The sequence below is a fragment of the Rhodococcus cercidiphylli genome, from assembly GCF_033042225.1.
GTDB lineage: Bacteria > Actinomycetota > Actinomycetes > Mycobacteriales > Mycobacteriaceae > Rhodococcoides.
Map to the genome: position 1 here is coordinate 1 of NZ_JAWLKE010000004.1, position 18,484 is coordinate 18,484.

At 65.9% G+C, this 18,484-nt stretch carries 17 protein-coding genes; 11 read left to right on the forward strand and 6 right to left on the reverse strand.

Annotated elements, in window-relative coordinates:
- Window positions 1-74: 74 nt before the first annotated feature.
- Entirely contained in the window at window positions 75-1,898 is a 1,824-nt protein-coding gene (locus tag R3P95_RS10400) for a DUF222 domain-containing protein (RefSeq protein WP_317548307.1), read from the reverse strand.
- 124 nt (window positions 1,899-2,022) lie between these two features.
- Between R3P95_RS10400 and R3P95_RS10405 the strand changes: the two genes are divergently transcribed.
- From R3P95_RS10405 to fgd, 3 genes are all read left to right on the forward strand, one after another.
- Window positions 2,023-2,361, forward strand: a complete 339-nt coding sequence (locus tag R3P95_RS10405; protein ID WP_269596504.1) for a hypothetical protein — start codon at window positions 2,023-2,025, stop codon at window positions 2,359-2,361.
- Window positions 2,358-2,690: a YidH family protein gene (locus R3P95_RS10410; protein ID WP_269596505.1), complete on the forward strand. Its 333-nt coding sequence runs from the start codon at window positions 2,358-2,360 to the stop codon at window positions 2,688-2,690. Before R3P95_RS10405 ends, R3P95_RS10410 begins: the two co-directional genes overlap by 4 nt.
- A gap of 133 nt (window positions 2,691-2,823) precedes the next feature.
- Window positions 2,824-3,837, forward strand: coding sequence for a glucose-6-phosphate dehydrogenase (coenzyme-F420) (gene fgd, locus R3P95_RS10415; protein WP_032401751.1), 1,014 nt, complete (start codon window positions 2,824-2,826; stop codon window positions 3,835-3,837).
- Between the two features lie 12 nt (window positions 3,838-3,849).
- Here fgd and R3P95_RS10420 read toward each other — a convergent pair whose 3' ends face one another.
- A complete protein-coding gene (locus tag R3P95_RS10420) occupies window positions 3,850-4,362 on the reverse strand; it encodes a nitroreductase/quinone reductase family protein (protein ID WP_068048034.1) in 513 nt (170 codons plus the stop codon).
- 129 nt (window positions 4,363-4,491) lie between these two features.
- Between R3P95_RS10420 and pta the strand changes: the two genes are divergently transcribed.
- Together pta and R3P95_RS10430 are read left to right on the forward strand one after the other, a co-directional pair.
- Window positions 4,492-6,615 carry a phosphate acetyltransferase gene (gene pta / locus R3P95_RS10425; protein WP_317548309.1) on the forward strand — a complete coding sequence of 708 codons (2,124 nt, stop codon included), beginning with the start codon at window positions 4,492-4,494 and terminating at the stop codon, window positions 6,613-6,615.
- The gene (locus tag R3P95_RS10430; protein WP_283347751.1) at window positions 6,612-7,793 is read left to right on the forward strand and encodes an acetate kinase; all 1,182 of its coding nucleotides are present in this window, start codon (window positions 6,612-6,614) and stop codon (window positions 7,791-7,793) included. Before pta ends, R3P95_RS10430 begins: the two co-directional genes overlap by 4 nt.
- Here the strand turns inward: R3P95_RS10430 and R3P95_RS10435 are convergent.
- Genes R3P95_RS10435 through R3P95_RS10445 form a run of 3 tightly spaced genes read right to left on the reverse strand, consistent with a single transcriptional unit; the run spans window position 7,790 to window position 12,482 of the window.
- Complete coding sequence (locus tag R3P95_RS10435; protein WP_283347752.1) at window positions 7,790-10,198, reverse strand: serine/threonine-protein kinase; 2,409 nt, start codon at window positions 10,196-10,198, stop codon at window positions 7,790-7,792. The genes R3P95_RS10430 and R3P95_RS10435 overlap by 4 nt on opposite strands.
- Window positions 10,199-10,209: 11 nt before the next feature.
- The gene (locus R3P95_RS10440) at window positions 10,210-11,181 is read right to left on the reverse strand and encodes a glutamate ABC transporter substrate-binding protein (RefSeq protein ID WP_094613921.1); all 972 of its coding nucleotides are present in this window, start codon (window positions 11,179-11,181) and stop codon (window positions 10,210-10,212) included.
- On the reverse strand, window positions 11,178-12,482 hold the full coding sequence (locus R3P95_RS10445; protein WP_283347753.1) for a hypothetical protein: 1,305 nt from the start codon (window positions 12,480-12,482) through the stop codon (window positions 11,178-11,180). Before R3P95_RS10445 ends, R3P95_RS10440 begins: the two co-directional genes overlap by 4 nt.
- A gap of 72 nt (window positions 12,483-12,554) precedes the next feature.
- Here R3P95_RS10445 and R3P95_RS10450 point away from each other — a divergent pair, with 72 nt between their 5' ends.
- Window positions 12,555-13,391 (forward strand): NUDIX hydrolase, encoded by an 837-nt coding sequence (locus tag R3P95_RS10450; RefSeq protein ID WP_283347754.1) that lies wholly within the window; start codon window positions 12,555-12,557, stop codon window positions 13,389-13,391.
- Here the strand turns inward: R3P95_RS10450 and thiE are convergent.
- Window positions 13,388-14,080: a thiamine phosphate synthase gene (thiE, locus tag R3P95_RS10455; RefSeq protein WP_094613923.1), complete on the reverse strand. Its 693-nt coding sequence runs from the start codon at window positions 14,078-14,080 to the stop codon at window positions 13,388-13,390. The genes R3P95_RS10450 and thiE overlap by 4 nt on opposite strands.
- Window positions 14,081-14,238: 158 nt before the next feature.
- On the opposite strand from thiE, the gene thiO reads away from it, so the two are divergent.
- From thiO to R3P95_RS10480, 5 genes are all read left to right on the forward strand, one after another.
- On the forward strand, window positions 14,239-15,291 hold the full coding sequence (thiO, locus tag R3P95_RS10460; RefSeq protein WP_317548542.1) for a glycine oxidase ThiO: 1,053 nt from the start codon (window positions 14,239-14,241) through the stop codon (window positions 15,289-15,291).
- Entirely contained in the window at window positions 15,288-15,503 is a 216-nt protein-coding gene (thiS, locus tag R3P95_RS10465) for a sulfur carrier protein ThiS (RefSeq protein ID WP_037186702.1), read from the forward strand. Before thiO ends, thiS begins: the two co-directional genes overlap by 4 nt.
- A gap of 4 nt (window positions 15,504-15,507) precedes the next feature.
- Window positions 15,508-16,257 carry a thiazole synthase gene (gene thiG, locus R3P95_RS10470; protein WP_317548310.1) on the forward strand — a complete coding sequence of 250 codons (750 nt, stop codon included), beginning with the start codon at window positions 15,508-15,510 and terminating at the stop codon, window positions 16,255-16,257.
- A gap of 491 nt (window positions 16,258-16,748) precedes the next feature.
- Window positions 16,749-17,711 (forward strand): ABC transporter ATP-binding protein, encoded by a 963-nt coding sequence (locus R3P95_RS10475; RefSeq protein ID WP_317548311.1) that lies wholly within the window; start codon window positions 16,749-16,751, stop codon window positions 17,709-17,711.
- Window positions 17,711-18,481 (forward strand): ABC transporter permease, encoded by a 771-nt coding sequence (locus tag R3P95_RS10480; protein WP_317548312.1) that lies wholly within the window; start codon window positions 17,711-17,713, stop codon window positions 18,479-18,481. The genes R3P95_RS10475 and R3P95_RS10480 overlap by 1 nt, the downstream gene beginning before the upstream one ends.
- Window positions 18,482-18,484: the final 3 nt, after the last annotated feature.

The following is an 18,484-nucleotide window of genomic DNA, read 5'->3' on the forward strand; positions in this document are numbered from 1 at the left end:
CTCCGGATCGATTTTCTTGGGCATGTGCTCATCCTTCCTGACTCAGAAGGAAGCGGCATCAAACCTAGGGTGATTCAGATTGCCGAGCGTAGGTCGAGTGCTCTCATGTTGTGGGCGGGATGTCTGATGTCGTCCAGGTCGAGGGCAGAGCTGTGCCGTGTGCCCCGGCCGACGGGGGTGTGGGTGCAGAACAGGGCTGCGGCGGAGGTCAGTGATCCCAGGCGACGCTGGCGTGGATTGTCGCTGGCGGCAGTGGCAGCGTCGGTCGGGCCTGTTCCCGGTTCCGGGCCTCGGGCTGACGTCGCCCCGGATGCCGAGGAGTCGGATGGTGTTGTGGGAGAGTGTGATTCCGAACAGTTCGATGTGATATCAGGTGCCGGTGGTGTCTGTCCCGCAGGTGATAGTGACGCTGAAGCCGGTTCAGGCGAAGCAGCGACGTCAGGGCCGGTGGCCGATGTTGCCTGAGCGGGAGGGTCGATCACTGGCGTCCCTGCGCGTGTCGCTGCGTGCTTCCGAACAGGATCGGTGTCTGGGTCGGGAGTTGCCGGCGGGTCGGTCGCAGGTGCGGGTATGGACTCGTCGTTCTCCTCGGCATCGCCGGTCTCGCCGGTCTCGTCGACCTCATCTGAGAGTGTCTCTGGTGACTCTGGTGACTCTGGTGACTCTGGTGCCGGTGCCGGTGCCGGTGCCGGTGCCTGTGGTGGCGCTGGTGCCGATGCGGGTGCTGCTGGTTCCGGTGTTGGTGTCGAGGTGTTCCCCGGCGCAGGTGCAGGTGCAGGTGCACTTGCCGGGGTCGGTTCGGTCGAGGAATCTGTCGCCGCCCTCGAGTCCGCTTCCGACCCATTTCCCTCGTCAGCATCCGCAGCCGAGTCTGCAGCCAAGCCCAAGCCCAAGCCCGCGTCTTCGTCCTTCTCTGTTTCCGTTTCGGGTTCTGTTGCAGCCGATGCCTTCTCGCTGTCCGAGCGTCGTTCCCATTGCCCGGTCTCCGGGTTCTGCACAGCGAGTCCGAGTTTCTCGGCGAGGGTCACTGCTTCGGTGAGCAGGATCTGCCAGTGACTGTTGCGTGCCAACTCTCGTGCGAGATCCGGGTCGATGGAACCGTGCCCGGCCAGATAGGCCGGGTTGGCGAGTAGTCCGATGAGGGTGGCGATGTCGACGGTGATCATCGTGAGCGGCACCCGCCGATCCGGCAGCACTGCCTCGGTTTTGGGGCAGTCGGTGCGTTGGCACAGGCATGCCAGTCGGGGTTCGCCGTGCATGCGGGCCATGAATGCATCGCACAGGCGTTCTTTCTTCCCGCGCGGGTCTTTGGGGCAGAGGGTGTCGGCCATCTCCTCGAGCAGTTGCCATGCGGCGGCGGCTTCGGGGGCGGTCAGCTCGGCTCGGATGCGGGCGAGTTCTCCGGCGGGGCTGTAGGTGACGGTGCGGAATTTCTTCGCGAACTCCCGCAACGCGGCGGCTTCCTCCGGTGCAACGCGCAGCAGGATGTCCCAGATCGCCTGCTCGAGCGGGCCCGGGGACGACCTCCGCGCCGCCTCGACCACCTCGGCTTCGACCGACCTGACGATGTCGTCGGAGAGATTGTCGAGGATTCGGCATACCGTCCGCACCCGCGCGAGATCGATCTCACCGGTCTCGAACGTGGTCTTCACCTGGGGAAGCCGGGTATGCAGGGCGACGCCGACGGAGACATACGCTTCGGCGACGGTCGCCGAGCAGCCCAACGCCACTGACATCTCCGTGCGCCCGTATCGGCTGTAATGCTCGTGCTTGGCGTCCCGCGCGATCCAGTCGCAGTGCACGCGATAGCAGGCGGTGATCTTGCGGGCCGCCTGCCGATTCTCCTCACGCGCGGCAGCGGTCAACGCCTCCAATGACACGGTCGGTATTGCACCCATTTTTTCACCCCCCGGTGAGCCGAAACAAGAACGCCTGTTCGAACAAGAAGAAGACTAACCGGACCCACCGACAGGTTTCGATAACCGCTGTTGCGGGCCATGACCTGGACGCTTATCGTTACCTGTGCGAATAAATGGCGATGTCATCTACGACGATGGACCGGTCCGTCTCGACGAGGCAGGCGTCACTCTGAGGTACTACTACTTCCCCTTCGCCACGAAGAAGTTCGTACCGTACGACAGGATTCGCGCCGTAGACACCGCCGTCCTCGGCAACTGGAACGGTCGTTGGCGTCTGTGGGGTGCGTCGACAATCGATCAGTGGCTCCCGCTGGACGTGATGCGTCCCAAGAAGGACACTGCAGTGGTGCTGACTCTCCGCCGCATCTCGCCGGTCTTCACCCCCGACGACCCGGACCAGGTTGCCCATCTGATTCGCGAGCGCATGACCCCACGGGCGTGACGCGCCCCGACGAGCGGTTCACACTCGCCAGCGAACGCACATTTCTCGCCTGGCTGCGAACCTCTCTCGGCCTGCTCGCCGGCGGAATCGCGATCGTCCACCTGGTTCCTGATTTCAGTACCGGGTGGGTTCGGACGGCGCTGGGCCTGATTCTGATCGGTCTCGCTGCGGCGGCACCGATCATCGGTCTGCGACGGTGGATGCGCGTTCGCGACGCCCTCGAAAGTGGTGCACCGATGCCCGAGTCACGAGATCTGTGGATCTTCGCTGTAGGTATCGGGTCCGTGGCGGTACTGGCGGCAGTGGTCACGGTTCTGGGGATCCAGTAGCAGCCCAGGAGTGGAGCCTGCGGAACGACCCGTGGGGCAGGAGTGGAGCCTGCGGAACGACCCTTGGGGTACGCCGCGAACCACCACAGGTGCACAATCGAAGAACTAGGACGACCAACGACAGGAGTTCGGCGTGGCGCAGGGTCTCAAGCTGGGGTACAAGGCATCGGCGGAGCAGTTCGGACCGCGGGAGTTGGTCGAGCTCGGTGTGCTCGCCGAGCAGCACGGTATGGATTCGGCGACGGTCAGCGATCACTTCCAGCCGTGGCGGCACGAGGGTGGCCACGCGCCGTTCTCGCTGGCATGGATGACGGCGGTCGGGGAGCGGACGAACACGATTCAGCTCGGCACCTCGGTACTGACGCCGACGTTCCGTTACAACCCGTCGGTCATCGCGCAGGCGTTCGCGACGATGGGTTGCCTGTACCCCGGACGCATCATGCTGGGTGTGGGCACCGGAGAGGCGCTCAACGAGATCGCGACCGGATTCACCGGCGAATGGCCGGAGTTCAAGGAACGATTCGCGCGCCTGCGTGAGTCGGTGCGGTTGATGCGTGAGCTGTGGCTCGGCGACCGCGTCGACTTCGAGGGCGAGTACTACACCACCAAGGGCGCGTCGATCTACGACGTCCCCGAGGGCGGTATTCCGGTCTACATCGCGGCCGGCGGACCCGTGGTGGCGCGGTACGCAGGACGTGCGGGCGACGGATTCATCTGCACGTCGGGCAAGGGCATGGAGCTCTACACCGACAAGCTGCTTCCGGCCGTCGAAGAGGGCGCGGGCAAGGCCGAGCGCGACGCCGGCGAGATCGACAAGATGATCGAGATCAAGATCAGTTACGACACCGATCCCGAACTGGCGCTGGAGAACTGCCGTTTCTGGGCCCCGCTGTCACTGACGCCCGAGCAGAAGCACTCGATCGACGATCCGATCGAGATGGAGAAGGCCGCCGACGAGTTGCCGATCGAGCAGGTCGCCAAGCGCTGGATCGTCGCATCGGACCCGGACGAGGCAGTGGAGAAGGTCAAGCAGTACACCGATGCCGGCCTGAATCACTTGGTGTTCCACGCGCCCGGACACGATCAGAAGCGGTTCCTGGAGCTGTTCGAGAAGGACCTGGCCCCGCGCCTGCGCAAGCTCGGCTGAATCCCGAAGAGACTAGAGATCGGCCGCGAGTGCGAACAATCGCATGTCGCGGTCGGTCCGGGTCTCGTATTCGCCGTAGACCTCGACCATCGCGTCGAACTGCCGGTAGATACGAGCCTTCTCGTCGCCGGTGATCCGGGTGGCCGTCACCGGAATCTTCTTGCCGCCGATGGCCACCACGGCCTTCGGGTCTGCGAGGAGGTTCGACGTCCACGCCGGGTGGTGCTGCTGACCGAAATTGGATCCGACGACGTAGATCTTGTCGCCCTCCCGGTAGTACAGCAGCGGACTCGTCCTGGGCTTGCCGGATTTTCGGCCGGTGGTGGTCAGCAACACCACCGGAGCCGCGATCGGCCCGAGGACGGTGAAGCGGCCGTCGGATTTGGTCAAGAGCCACCGGTCGACGCCTGCGAGGTTCCGGATTACCCACGAACCGGGCTTCGTCGACGCGAACTTCACGGCGGGCTTGCGGATGAACGATGTTTCGCTGCCCCAGCGCACATCCGGGAACGGTGATTCGGCCATGGTTCATGGGACAACCCGACCGCGCCCGGTGTCAACACCCCAACCCACTGGGCAGGAGTGGAGCCTGCGGAACGAGCCCTACCAGCCAGGAGTGGAGCCCGCGGAACGACCCCTACTAGGCTGGCGGTCATGGCTGAGCCCAGCGGCACCGACGCGTCGGACATGTATCCCTCGAGCATCTACATCGCGTCACCGGAAGGGGATACCGGGAAATCGACCATCGCGCTCGGTGTGCTGCAGATGCTCGCCGCTTCCGCGGCCCGGGTGGGGGTGTTCCGTCCCATTGCTCGATCGACCGACGAACCCGATTACATCCTCGAGTTGCTCGTCGAGCACACCACCGCAGATCTGACGTACGAGCAGTCGCTCGGTGTCACGTACGAGCAGGTGCACGCCGATCAGGATGCAGCGCTCAGTGAGATCGTCAATCGCTATCACGAGGTGGCGTCCCAGTGCGACGCCGTGGTGATCGTGGGCAGTGATTACACCGACGTCGGCAGCCCCAGTGAACTCGGCTTCAATGCGCGCATCGCGGTCAATCTCGGTGCCCCCGTGTTGCTTGCGCTGCGCGGGTCCGGTCGCATGCCCGACGAAATCGCGCAGTTGGCCACTCTGTGCCAGGGCGAACTGCGTCAGCATCATGCCCACCTGGCTGCGATCGTGGCGAACCGTTGCGCCCCCGAGGATCTCGATGCGGTCACCGACGCGTTGGCGTCGGTCGGCGTGCCCGCGTGGTCTCTGCCGGAGATTCCGCTCCTCGTCGCGCCGACGATGGCGGAACTGCTCGAGGCGGTGGACGGCAAACTGTACTCCGGTGATTCGTCGTTGCTGCAGCGAGAAGCGTTGCGGGTCATGGTCGGTGGCATGACGGCCGAGCACATCCTCGAACGCCTCACCGAGGGCGTCGTCGTCATCGCGCCTGCAGATCGATCCGACGTATTGCTCGCCCTCGTCAATGCCCATGAGGCGGAGGGCTTTCCGTCTCTCGCCGGAATCATCATGAACGGCGGCATCGAGCCCCATCCGGCGATCGCTCGTCTGGTGGCAGGGCTCGGCCCCCGGTTGCCGATCCTGACCACCGAGCTCGGCACCTTCGACACCGCTTCTGCTGCAGCGCAGACGCGCGGCCGCGTGGCGGTGGGTTCGCAGCGCAAGGTGGACACCGCGCTAGGTCTGATGGAACAGCGGGTCGACGCGAAAACTCTTCTGGAGCGGCTCGACATCGCCATTCCCACCATCACGACCCCGCAGATGTTCGAGTACCAGCTGATCCACCGGGCGCGCGCCGATCGCAAGCACATCGTGCTCCCCGAGGGCGGCGACGATCGCATCCTCCGGGCTGCCGGACGTCTGCTGCAGCGTCAGGTTGCGGACCTGACGATCCTCGGCGAGGAAGGCCCCATTCGACGACGCGCATCGGAACTGGGCGTCGATCTCGACAGTGCGACGGTTCTCGACCCCAGGAACTGCGACTACGCCGAGGACTTCGCGGCCGAGTACACCGAGCTGCGCAAGCACAAGGGTATGACGATCGACCGTGCCCGCGAGATCATGGCCGACATCTCGTACTTCGGAACCATGATGGTGCACAAGGGAATTGCCGACGGCATGGTCTCGGGAGCGGCGCACACCACCGCACATACCATCAAGCCGTCGTTCGAGATCATCAAGACGACCGAGGGCGTGTCGACGGTGTCGTCGATCTTCCTGATGTGCCTGTCCGATCGTGTTCTCGCCTACGGTGACTGCGCAGTCGTACCCGACCCGACGGCCGAGCAGCTCGCCGACATCGCCGTGTCCTCGGCGCAGACCTCGGCCCAGTTCGGGATCGAGCCGCGGGTGGCCATGCTGTCGTACTCCACCGGCGAATCCGGTTCCGGAGCCGACGTCGACAAGGTGCGGCAAGCCACAGCGCTTGTGCGCGAACGCAATCCGGAACTGCTCGTGGAGGGTCCGATCCAGTACGACGCGGCGATCGAACCGTCCGTCGCCGCGTCGAAGTTGCCCGATTCCGACGTGGCAGGCCGAGCGACGGTGTTCATCTTCCCGGACCTCAACACCGGCAACAACACCTACAAGGCCGTCCAGCGCAGCGCCGGTGCGGTTGCCGTCGGCCCCGTTCTGCAGGGCCTGCGCAAGCCGGTCAACGATCTCTCGCGCGGTGCGCTGGTCGAGGACATCGTCAACACCGTCGCCATCACTGCGATTCAGGCGCAGGGGATTGCCGCCGCAGCCGATCAGGAGGGCAAGTGAGCATCCTCGTCGTCAACTCCGGTTCGTCCTCGGTCAAGTTCCAACTCGTCGACCCTGGCTCCGGAGAGTCCGTGGCCACTGGGCTCGTCGAGCGCATCGGTGAATCCGACGGCCGAGTCGAACTCGACTATCGGGGTGAGAGTGTCGAGCGAATCCAGCACATCGACGACCACGGTGCCGGTCTGGCGCTGGCGTTCGAGATGCTCGCCGACGCAGGCGTCGAACTGGAGGCGGTCACCGCGGTCGGGCATCGTGTCGTCCACGGCGGGACCGTGTTCTACCGGCCGACGATCATCGACGACGCCGTCGTGCAGCAGATCTCGGACCTGAGTAGTCTTGCACCACTGCACAATCCGCCGAACGTGCTGGGCATCGAGGTCGCCAGGAAGCAGCTGCCGAACGTGCCGCACGTGGCAGTGTTCGACACCGCCTTCTTCCACTCCCTGCCCGACGCGGCCGCGACCTACGCCATCGACGCGAACGTCGCCGCCGAGCACGACATCAGGCGCTACGGCTTCCACGGCACCTCGCACCACTACGTCTCGGACCAGGTGGCGCAGTTCCTGGAACGCGATCTCGCGGAGCTGAATCAGATCGTGCTGCACCTGGGCAACGGGGCCTCGGCCTCGGCCGTCGCCGGCGGCAAGGCGGTCGACACCTCGATGGGACTGACTCCCCTCGAAGGTCTGGTGATGGGTACCCGCAGTGGGGATATCGACCCCGGGGTGATTCTGCATCTGCGTCGCAGTGCAGGCATGAGCGCCGACGACATCGACGCCCTGCTCAACCGTCGCTCCGGGTTGATCGGACTGTCCGGGGTCAACGACTTCCGGCAATTGCAGCAACGGATCGACGACGGCGACGCCTCCGCACGCTTGGCATACGACGTCTACATTCACCGTCTGCGCAAGTACATCGGTGCGTACATGATCGGGTTGGGCCGGCTCGACGCCATCACGTTCACCGCCGGTGTCGGCGAGAACGCCGCAGCAGTGCGCGCCGATGCCCTGGCGAATCTCGAGGGCTTCGGCATCGAGATCGACCCAGAGCGTAATGCGGTGCGCAGCAAACAGGCTCGGGTGATTTCCACCGACTCGTCGACCGTCACTGTGATGGTGGTGCCCACCAACGAGGAGCTGGCGATCGCTCGGGCAGCGGACAGCCTGGTACGCAGCTAGAACAGCGAACGCGGCCGAATGGCGTTCGCCAGGTCCACCAACGAGAAACGGTGGGCGCGATCGGTGGCGTTGCGGGCCAGTGCGCGTAGGCCCTTCTCGGTGCCGCGCCGCAGCCCGTCTTCGGTGAACGGGACGCTGAGAATGGGTTCTCGTTCGGCTGTCGCAGCGTGGCCGGAGACGATCCAGTCCAGGGCCATCGCCAGCACCAGCGTGCGCATCTGCAGCGCCCGGCTCTCGGCCTTGGGTAGCAACGCCACTCGCCGTGCCGCAGAACGGAAATCGGCCTCGGACAGCTCGGCTCGCGAGCGATCCATCAGCAACGTCAACACGCTGGTCATGCGGGCCATGGAGTAGTGTCGCGAGCTGATCGGTACCTGATCGAGCGCGGCGATGGCACCGGTCTGATCGCCGCGGCGCTGCAACTGCCTGGCCAGGCCGAACGCGGAGCTGACGATGCCACGATTGGTTCGCCACACTGCTCGGTACAGGCCCTCGGCGCGGGCCCGCCACTTCTCGGCTTCTTCTTTGTTGCCCGCGGCCACATGCCCGAGTAGTTCGGAGGTGGCTCCGAGAGCGAGCTTGGGTGCCAGTTCGCCGGGCATCGCACCGAGAACGTTGTCGAAATTGGTGAATGCAGAGTCGTATTCGTGGTGCAACAGCGCGATCAGGCCCGCGTACCACTGCACTCGCCACGGGTCCGCGGTGTGGTCGGTCGACTGCACCTTGGCCAGAATGTCGGTTGCGTCGACGACGTTCCCGAGATCCAGGTGGGCCTTGACCTCGGCCAGGGTGATCTCGAGACTCAGTTCCACCGGACTCGAGGAGCCTGCGGAACGGTTCGATTCGGCTCCGGCGGTGACGCGTTCGATGCCGTTGCGTTTGGCGTGCTGCAGCGAGTCCAGGGTCTGTCGAGGTTCGACGTGTACGGCCGCCGCCAGCAGCGGTGCGCTCGGGTCGTTGGGGTCCACGAGCGGAACCGGAAGCGCGGCAACCACTTCGGCTGCGGTCATTCGTTCGTGGCGTACCGTGCCGTCCACGTAGGTGTCGGTGCGGCCCACCGACTGCTCGGTGCCGAACGTCGTACGCGGCGGGCTGAACACCGTCGACAGTCCCGGCCGCTCGACACCTGTCCTGATGGCCAGAATCTCACGCAGCACCCCGGTGGCCTGCCCGGCGAACTCGTCCGCGGATCGGAACCGCCGAGTGGGGTCCTCGTGCGTCGCGCGCAGCAGCAGTCGATACAGCGACGGAAACTGCTGTAGTACCTCGGATTCCTCGGCGGAGGGGAGCCCGTCGAGGTACTTGCCGTTCTTCGACGGCATGTCCAGCGTCAACACCGCGAGCGTGCGGCCGACGGTGAAGATGTCCGACGCCACCGTCGGTCCCGTTTTCACGATCTCCGGTGCCTGGTAGCCCACCGTGCCGTACAGGTAGCCGTAGTCCTCGATGCCCGCGACCGCGCCGAGGTCGATGAGTTTGATCTGGTCGTCGGAGACCATGATGTTCTCCGGTTTGAGATCGTTGTAGACCAGCCCGATCGAATGCAGATAGCCCAGTGCCGGAAGCACTTCGAGAACGTAGGCCAGCGCCTGCTCGACGGGCAGACGGGCACCGTCGCCGCAGGCGGTGAGGATGTCGCGCAGTGAGCGGCCGCCGACGTATTCCATCACGATGAAGCCGACGGTCGACCCGTCGCTGCGGGGTTGCTCGACGAAGTTGTAGATCTTCACCACGCCGGGATGGGCGACCTCGGCGAGGAACTGCCGCTCGGCGACCGCGACGGCGTGGGCCTCTTCGTCCCCGAAATGCAGCAGTCCCTTGAGGACCACCCAACGGTCGCTGACGTTACGGTCGATGGCGAGGTAGATCCAGCCGAGCCCACCGTGTGCGATGCAGCCCTGAACGTCGTACTGGCCGACCACGCGATCGCCCGGCTCGAGCAACGGAGTGAAGTCGAACGTGGCACCGCAGTGCGGGCAGATACCCATCGCCACGTCGGGCTCACCCGGTTCACTGCGGCCGACCTTGGCATTGCACTTCCAACAGAACCGTTTGTGCTGCGGCACCGTCGGATCCGACATCACGGCAGTGGCGGGATCGATCGGTTCGACGCGAGGCACGTCCACCAGACCGCCACCGAGTCGACGCCGAATGCCGGTGCTGCGCGATCGACCGGATCTCGACCGACCCGTCTTGGAGCGAGTGGAAGCGGACTGTGACGCGGTGGATGTCGGGTTCCGATCACCGACCGATGACCGCGATACGGCCTGAGTACGCTCGACGCCGTCCGTTCCCGAGACTGCTTGCGTTCTCGACACTGCCCGGGTGCGTTCGCTGTCGTCGGCGCGCGAGACCGCCTGCGTTCGCTCCGCCGGGGCCGTGGGCTGCTGTTCGTCGTCGTCCATGTCCGGGCCCCCTAATCGCTGTACGTCGCGCTGGGCGGACCGGGAGAGGGGCCGAGCACCGTCAGCCATCGGTCGTAGATGCGATTCCAGGTGCCGTCGGAGCGGATGCGTGCCAACGTCCCGTTGACGAAGCGCACCAGATCCTCGTTGTTCTTGTTGATTCCCACCCCGTACGGCTCCGGGCTCAGGCTGTCGCCGACGATCTCGAGGTAGGGATCCTGAGCGGCGAGGCCGGCGAGGATGGCGTCGTCGGTGCTGATGGCGTCGACCTGCCGTTGCTGCAGCACCACAAGGCAATCCGACCACATCGGTACCGTCACCACGGTCGCGGCGGGCTGGACGCGTTGAAGGCGTCGCAGCGAGGTGGTGCCCTCCACGGCGCATACTCGCTTGCCCGCCAGGTCCTCGACACCGCGGATGCCCGATCCCTGCACCACCAGAACACGGTGCTGCGCTTGGAAGTACACGGTGGAGAACTGCACGTCCTTGCGGCGAGCGCACGTGATGGTCATGGTCTTGACCACCATGTCCACCGAAGAATCCTGCAGAGCTTCGAGCCGCTGTGCGGAGGTGAGGATGCGAAAGTCCAACCGATTCGGATCGCCGAACAGGTCTCGTGAGACTTCCCGTGCGATGTCGACATCGAACCCGACCAACTGGCCGGTCATCGGATCGCGGAAGCTGAAAAGGTTGCTGCCCGTGTCCAACCCGACGACCAACCGGCCTTTGGCGCGCAGCGCGTCGAGTGTCGGTTGTGGCGGCGGTGGAGCATCGGTGCCTACCGTCAGCGGTCGCAGGCTGGCGGTGGGGCGTGCGCACTCGTCGTCGGCCGGGCTCTCGGTGGGCCTGGCGGCGACGGACGCGCCGTCCGGTAGCGGCGGTTCGGTGAACGTCGTCTCCGCTTGCGGCGGAGCGTTGTCCGGCGTGGCGCAGCCGACCACGAGCGCGGTGACCAGAATGCCGACGGCGAGCAGACGTTTCACAGGTACTCACGCAGCCTCGGGAACAGGCCGACACCGAAGGCGACCGACGCGAAGACGGTGAGCACGTATGCGCCGTTCGACAGTCCGGACAGCACCCACACCGATCGGTCGATGTTGGACCGCAGTTCGCTTCGCGCATTCTCGATTCCGTCGACCAGAACGCTGTCGAGCGCGGTGAACGCGGCCGCCGAATCGGACTCGCCGGTGCCGGTGGCAATGGAGACCGCGCCGTTGAAATCGCCGACCTCGAGTGCGGAATCGATCCTCGAGTGCGAGACCGACCACGTGTTCAGTGCATCGATCACCGCGGTATCGCCCTGGAACATCTCGGTCAGCCGAGAGACGTTGGCGTCGAACGATTCTCCGTAATCCTGACCGCCGCCGCGGCGGGCGAGGTCGAGTGTCTCGTCCGCTCTGGCCTGTTGCGCCAGAATGAAACCCGTCGTGTAGGACTTCAGCGGGGACACTCCGCGGTCGATCGCGCGATCGGTGGCGATCGACGAAATCAGTCCCACCACCAGCATCCAGCCGAGCAGTCCGGCGACAGCGGCTGTGGCAGTGAGGAATCCGGCGTTCAACGTTCGGCGAGTGGTCCGTGACAGGTACCACTGGGCCAGGCCGGTCATCAGCAACAGGAACACCAGCGAGCCGATCGCGAACAGTGGCGGACTGGTGAATCGTTCCTGATCGGCCGAGACCCGCGACGCCTGTTCGGTGTACAACTTCTCGGCCAGCGGCAGCAAACTGGACTGCATCATCGTCGACGCCTCGCCGAGATACGCCGCGCCGACCGGATTTCCGCTGCGGTTGTTGGCTCGCGCAGTCTCGACCAGACCGCTGTAGACCGGCAACCCAGCGGCGATCTGCGTGAGCACCGCGCTGGTGGCCGCGTCGTTCTCGGTCACCCCGGCCGAGGCCGCGATCAGCTCGGACGACGCCTCGCCGAGCGCCTGCGAGTAACGCTCGCGTACCTCCGCCGGCTCGAGACCACCGGCGATGAACGCGGTGGCCGCGGCTGCGTCGGCCACCGACAGAGCCCCGTACAGATTCTGTGCCGAATTCGCGAAGGGCTCGGTGCGCACCAACAGGGTGCCGAGGGTGTCGACCCGATCGTGCACGGCCGTGGACGCGAGATTCCCGACCGTCAACGCGAGCACCACCAGCGCGATTCCCATTGCGACCAACCGCGCAGGCGTCGAACGCATCGTGTAGCGAACCGGTGGCTTGCCTGCAGCGACACCGACGTGCGTAGCCGTTGTCGGGGGGACGGCAGCGGAGGGGGTAATACCGGCCGCGATCACGCACCCGAGCATATAAGCAGGCGGACCGTACTGCAGCCACTACAGGCAGGTGATTCACCTAGGGTGGTGAGCATGCGTGGTGACGGTGACGGCTGGGTGATCGGCGAGAACGGCACACGGCACTGGGGAAAGCACGGAGCCGCCGGACTGTTGCTGCGTGCACCGTCCGACGCAGGCGAGCCGATGGTGTTGCTGCAGCACCGTGCCTTGTGGAGTCACCAGGGCGGAACCTGGGCACTACCCGGCGGAGCCCGCGATTCCCACGAGAGCACCGCGCACGCCGCGGTGCGCGAGGCCCACGAAGAAGCCGGCATCACGGCCGACCAGCTCAGTGTTCGCAGCGAGCGCGTCACCGCGAGTGTCGAGAGCGGCTGGTCGTACACCACCGTCGTCGCCGATACCGATCATCCGTTGACCACCGTGCCCAACGGGGAGAGCACCGAGCTGCGCTGGGTGCCGGAGTCGATCGTCGACGAACTCCCGTTGCACCCGGGCTTCGCGTCCAGCTGGCCGTCGCTGCGCACCGTGCCGCTGCGGGTGCTGCTCGACACCGCCAACGTGCTGGGGTCCCGGCCGAACGGATGGTGGAAGGACCGCGCCGGATCCACCGGTGCACTGCTGACCGCGCTCGCCGAGACGCTGCCGCGGACCGTCGAACTGCCCAGCGGTCAGTACGGCTGGCTCACCCGCATCGACGCCGTGCTCGAAGGCCAGGCCCGCGACGCCGTGGTCGACGACCCCCGCACTCGGACGATTCTCGCCGACGGCAGTGGCGACGACACCTTGGCCGAGCAGGCCGACATCGACGGAGACCTGACCGCGCTCGTCACCGCCGACCGCGGACTACGCGACCGGCTGCCGGAATCGGTGCAGGTCCTGACGCCGTCCGCGGTACTGGGTTGGCTCTAGGCCTGCAGCGCCTGCACCAACGAACGGGCGGCGGCCTGCGGGTCCCGCGCCTCGGTGATCGCTCGGACCACCACGATGCGATCGGCACCGGCTGCTCGAACCTCGTCCACGTTGGTCGCGTCGACGCCGCCGATCGCGAACCACGGCCGTTCCGGCAGCGCGTCCGCGGTCGCCCGAAGAGCTTCGAGTCCCGCGGCCTTGCGATTGGGCTTGGTGGGCGTCGGCCACACCGGCCCGACGGCGAAGTAGTCGACGCCGTCCTCGATCGCGGCGAGCGAGGACTGAGCGCGGTTCTGCGTCGACCGGCCGATCACCACGTCCGGCCCCAGGATCTGACGGGCGTAGTGCACCGGCAGATCTCCCTGACCCAGATGGAGAACGTCGGCGCCCGAGGCCAACGCCAGATCCGCACGGTCGTTGACTGCCAACAGCGCACCGTGCCGCTTGGTCGCGGCGAGCAGAATCGCCAGCGCCGCGAGCTCGTCCTTGGCCTCGAGGGGACCGAACTCGCGCTCGCCTGCGGAGTTCTTGTCGCGCAGCTGAATGATGTCGACGCCACCGGACAACGCGGCCTCGGCGAACTGCGCGAGGTCGCCCTTGTCGCGCCTGGCATCGGTACACAGGTACAGGCGAGCGGACGCAAGACGCTCACGGGGAGTCTGGTTGCGGGCGGTCTGAGATGGATGCACAAAGCGAACTGTATTCTCATGGTGGCCGCCACCGACGACGGAGTGGCCGAGAAATCGCGGGAGTCCCGGGGATCGTGGGGCTGAGAGTGGGTTCGCCGCCCTTACCGTCAATACCTGAACCCGATCATGCGGGCGCAGGGAGTGAGGACGTGAATCGCGTGCATATCGTCGTAATCGGCGGAGGCGTCATCGGGTTGTCGACGGCGCTGCGCCTGTCCGAGGACGGTCACCGAGTGGTCGTGCACGATCCCGCGCTGGGTCGAGGCGCATCCTGGGTCGCAGGCGGAATGCTGGCCCCGCTGTCCGAGGGCTGGCCCGGCGAACACGAACTGCTGCACCTGGGCGCTGCGTCGTTGGCGCGTTGGCCGGACTTCGCCCGACGCCTCCCCGGCCCCTCGGTGTTCTCCGCAACCGGATCGGTGACGGTTGCCCTCGACTCCGCCGACGCCGCCGACTTGCGAACCATCGCCGAGTGGGTGGGTGAGCAGGGACACGAACTCGAGATTCTGGGACGAGCGCAGCTGCGCGAGCTCGAACCTGCTCTGGCGCAGAACATTCGACTCGGCCTGCTGGCTCCGAGCGAACTGTCGGTGGACAATCGGGCGCTGATCGCCGCGCTCGAGCAGGCGTGCCTGGACGCGGGAGTCGAGTTGGTGACCACCCCGGTGGAGACCGTGCCCGACGCCGACCAGGTGGTCCTGGCCGCCGGTGCGCAGTCGGCCGCGTTGTGGCCCACGCTGCCGGTCCGGCCGGTCAAGGGCGAGATCCTGCGACTGCGCAGACGGCCGAGCGCCGCACCGCCACCATCGCGCACCGTTCGCGGAACCGTGCACGGCCGCGCGATCTACCTGGTACCGCGCGGCGACGGATTGGTCGTCGGCGCAACCCAATACGAATCCGGCCAGGACACCCAGGTCACCGTCGCCGGGGTACGAGACCTGATCGCCGACGCCGAACGACTCATGCCGAGCATCGGTGAATACGAACTGTACGAAACCGCTGCAGGATTACGCCCGATGAGCCCGGACGGACTCCCGATCATCGGCAGGCTCGACGAAAATGTCGTCGTCGCCACCGGCCACGGCCGCAACGGCATCCTGCTCGCGCCCATCACCGCCGACGCCGTCGCCGCGCTGATCTCCGGTGACGCCCTGCCCGAGGCGAAAGCAGCCACACCCGAACGCTTTGCACACATCGAGAGGACACCATGACACAGGTCGCGATCGGCATCACCGTCAACGGCGAGGATCACCTGCTCACCGAGGACATGACCATGCGTCGGCTGCTCGAATTCCTGGGCCTGCCCGAGAAGGGCATCGCCGTCGCCGTCGACGGAGCGGTGCTGCCCAAGAGCCGCTGGGACACCACCAGCGTCGAAAAGGGTTGGACCATCGACGTTCTCACGGCAGTGCAAGGTGGTTGAGGGCATGGCGGGTTTGACGATCGCGGGCCGCACCTTCACCTCCCGGCTCATCACCGGCACCGGGGGAGCGGCGAATCTCGCAGTGCTCGAGGAAGCCCTCGTCGCGTCGGGAACCGAACTGACCACCGTCGCGATGCGTCGCGTCGACGCCGCGGGTGGAACGGGAGTGCTGGATCTGCTGCGCCGGTTGAACATCGCGCCGCTACCGAACACGGCTGGCTGCCGTGGTGCGGCCGAAGCAGTACTCACCGCGCAGCTCGGGCGTGAGGCGCTCGAAACCGATTGGGTGAAGCTCGAAGTGATCGCCGACGAGCGAACCCTGCTGCCCGACGCCATCGAATTGGTCAAGGCCGCAGAACAACTCGTGGACGACGGCTTCCAGGTGCTGCCGTACACCACCGACGACCCGGTCCTGGCGAAGCGACTGGAGGACATCGGCTGCGTTGCTGTCATGCCGCTCGGCTCGCCCATCGGCACCGGCCTCGGCATCGCCAACCCGCACAACATCGAGATGATCGTCGACGCTGCAACTGTGCCGGTGATCCTCGACGCGGGCATCGGCACCGCCAGCGACGCCACCCTCGCAATGGAACTCGGCTGCGATGCGGTGCTGCTCGCGACCGCGGTGACCAGGGCGAAGGACCCGGCACTGATGGCGTCGGCGATGCGGAACGCGGTGGCCGCGGGCTACCAGGCCAGGCATGCGGGTCGAATTCCGAAACGATTCTGGGCTCGGGCCAGCTCGCCCATGTGATCACCTGCGTTGCCTGGGTGCTGCGTTGCCTGTCGTCCTGCGTTGCCTCTGGTGCTGCGAATCCAGCAAACGCGCGCGCGTTCGTGAAACGCGTGCGGAATAGTGGCGGGTACGGGGGCGATTCCGCGAGCATCTGGCAAACGCGCGCGCTTTTGCGGCTGTGCCCAATTGGCCGTGTGCCGCCGATGTGGCCGCGTGCCGCCGATGCTAAATGGCCGTGTGTCGCCGCCGATGTGGCCGCTGCCTCCTCACATCCAGCAAACGCGCGCGCGTTCGTGAAACGCGTGCGGAATAGTGGCGGTTACGGGGACGATTCCGCGCGCGTCTGACAAACGCGCGCGCTTTTGCGACCGCGCCCATGTGACCGCGTGCCCAGCAGCCGCGTGCCGCCGAAGTGACCGACTGTCTCAGGGTTGGGTCATCCGAAAGGATGATGCAACTGACGACTGTGGGTCGATGTGCGGACGCTGTCGATGGGGGAAGGTTGACCCATGATCGAAGTGACAGGACTAACCAAGCAGTACGGCGCGGTGACGGCGGTCGACAACCTCACCTTCACCATCAAGCCCGGCATAGTGACCGGATTCCTCGGCCCCAACGGCGCAGGCAAATCGACCACGATGCGGATGATCCTCGGTCTCGACCGCCCCACCTCGGGAACGGCGACCATCGAGGGCAAGAGCTACAGCCACCTGAAGCAGCCACTGCGTACCGTCGGCGCTCTGCTCGACGCCAAGTGGGTGCACCCCAATCGCTCGGCGCGTGCGCACCTCGAGTGGATGGCGGCCTCCAACGGCATTCCGAAGTCGCGCGTCGACGAGGTACTGCGGCTGGTGGGCCTGTCCGAGGTCGCGAAGAAGAACGCGGGCGGGTTCTCGCTCGGTATGTCGCAGCGGCTCGGACTCGCGGGCGCATTGCTCGGTGACCCCAAGGTGCTGCTGTTCGACGAGCCGGTGAACGGACTCGATCCAGAGGGCATCGTCTGGATCCGAAAGTTCATGCAGCGCTTGGCAGCCGAGGGCCGCACCGTGCTGGTCTCGAGCCACCTGCTCTCGGAGATGGCGCAGACCGCAGAGCACCTCATCGTCATCGGACGCGGCAAGTTGATCTCAGATTCCACAGTGCAGGAATTCATCGACCATGCTTCCGAAGCATCGGTACGCGTGCGCAGCCCGCAGCTCGACGGACTCCGCCAGGCCCTGACCACCGCCGGTCTCACCGTGCGTGAGCCGGACAAGACAGACGAACTTCAGCCCTCGTTGGTAGTTCTGAACTCCACGACCGACGCGATCGGCGACATTGCCGGTCGAGCTGGAATCACATTGCACGAGTTGGCCTCTCAGCGAGGCTCGCTCGAGGAAGCATTCATGAAACTCACCGGAGACACAGTGCAATATCACGGCGCGGGAGCCGAAAACCCCAACACTCAGCAAGCAATGGGCGGTGCACTCTGATGGGCGTCTTGGCAGCAGAAAGAATCAAGTTCACCTCGACCAAGTCGCCGTGGTGGTGCAGCGCGATCATCGTGGTGCTCGGTCTCGGGTTCGCGGCAATACTGGGGTGGGCTGCACAGCTGGCCACCGACACCGATGCGCCCGAGGGCATTCCGCCCACAACGGCAGCCGACGTCGTAGGACTCGGCGTCGGAACGTTCGGTTCGATGGTGCTGATGATCTTGGCCGCGTTGACCGTGACCAGCGAGTACCGTTTCGGACTCATCCGCACCACGTTCCAGGCCGTGACCAACCGAGGATCGGTGCTGGCGGCCAAGGCCCTGCTGGTCGGTGTCTACGGTGCGATCCTGTCGTTCGTGCTCGCCGTCATCGGGCTCTACCTCGCCAAGGCGCTCGCCGGTGAGCAGGCCGGTGCGCTGCTGGGCTTCGACATCGATGGAACCTGGCGCATCCTGTACGGCACAGCCATCCTGGCGTTCGTCCAGGTGGTTCTGGCCATCGGCGTCGGCGCTCTCATGCGGCAGTCCGCCGGAGCAATCGCCATCCTGCTGCTGTGGCCACTGCTCATCGAGAACCTCGTCGGGGTGATTCCGACGGTCGGCGAGAAGATCCAGCCGTTCCTGCCCTTCCTCAACGCCAATCACTTCCTCGGATCCAGCGGCGGCGTCGACTTCCACTGGGGTCCGATCGGCGGCCTGATCTACTTCGTCGCCTTCACCGCGGTGATCTTCGGAGCAGCGGTGTTCGTCGTCAATCGTCGGGACGCCTGACGC

Coding starts and splice junctions, on each gene's coding strand:
- R3P95_RS10400 (WP_317548307.1), bottom strand. CDS start 1,898: ATGGGTGCAATACCGACCGTGTCATTGGAGGCGTTGACCGCTGCCGCG.
- R3P95_RS10420 (WP_068048034.1), bottom strand. CDS start 4,362: ATGGCCGAATCACCGTTCCCGGATGTGCGCTGGGGCAGCGAAACATCG.
- pta (WP_317548309.1), top strand. CDS start 4,492: ATGGCTGAGCCCAGCGGCACCGACGCGTCGGACATGTATCCCTCGAGC.
- R3P95_RS10435 (WP_283347752.1), bottom strand. CDS start 10,198: ATGGACGACGACGAACAGCAGCCCACGGCCCCGGCGGAGCGAACGCAG.
- R3P95_RS10450 (WP_283347754.1), top strand. CDS start 12,555: ATGCGTGGTGACGGTGACGGCTGGGTGATCGGCGAGAACGGCACACGG.
- thiS (WP_037186702.1), top strand. CDS start 15,288: ATGACACAGGTCGCGATCGGCATCACCGTCAACGGCGAGGATCACCTG.
- thiG (WP_317548310.1), top strand. CDS start 15,508: ATGGCGGGTTTGACGATCGCGGGCCGCACCTTCACCTCCCGGCTCATC.
- R3P95_RS10475 (WP_317548311.1), top strand. CDS start 16,749: ATGATCGAAGTGACAGGACTAACCAAGCAGTACGGCGCGGTGACGGCG.
- R3P95_RS10480 (WP_317548312.1), top strand. CDS start 17,711: ATGGGCGTCTTGGCAGCAGAAAGAATCAAGTTCACCTCGACCAAGTCG.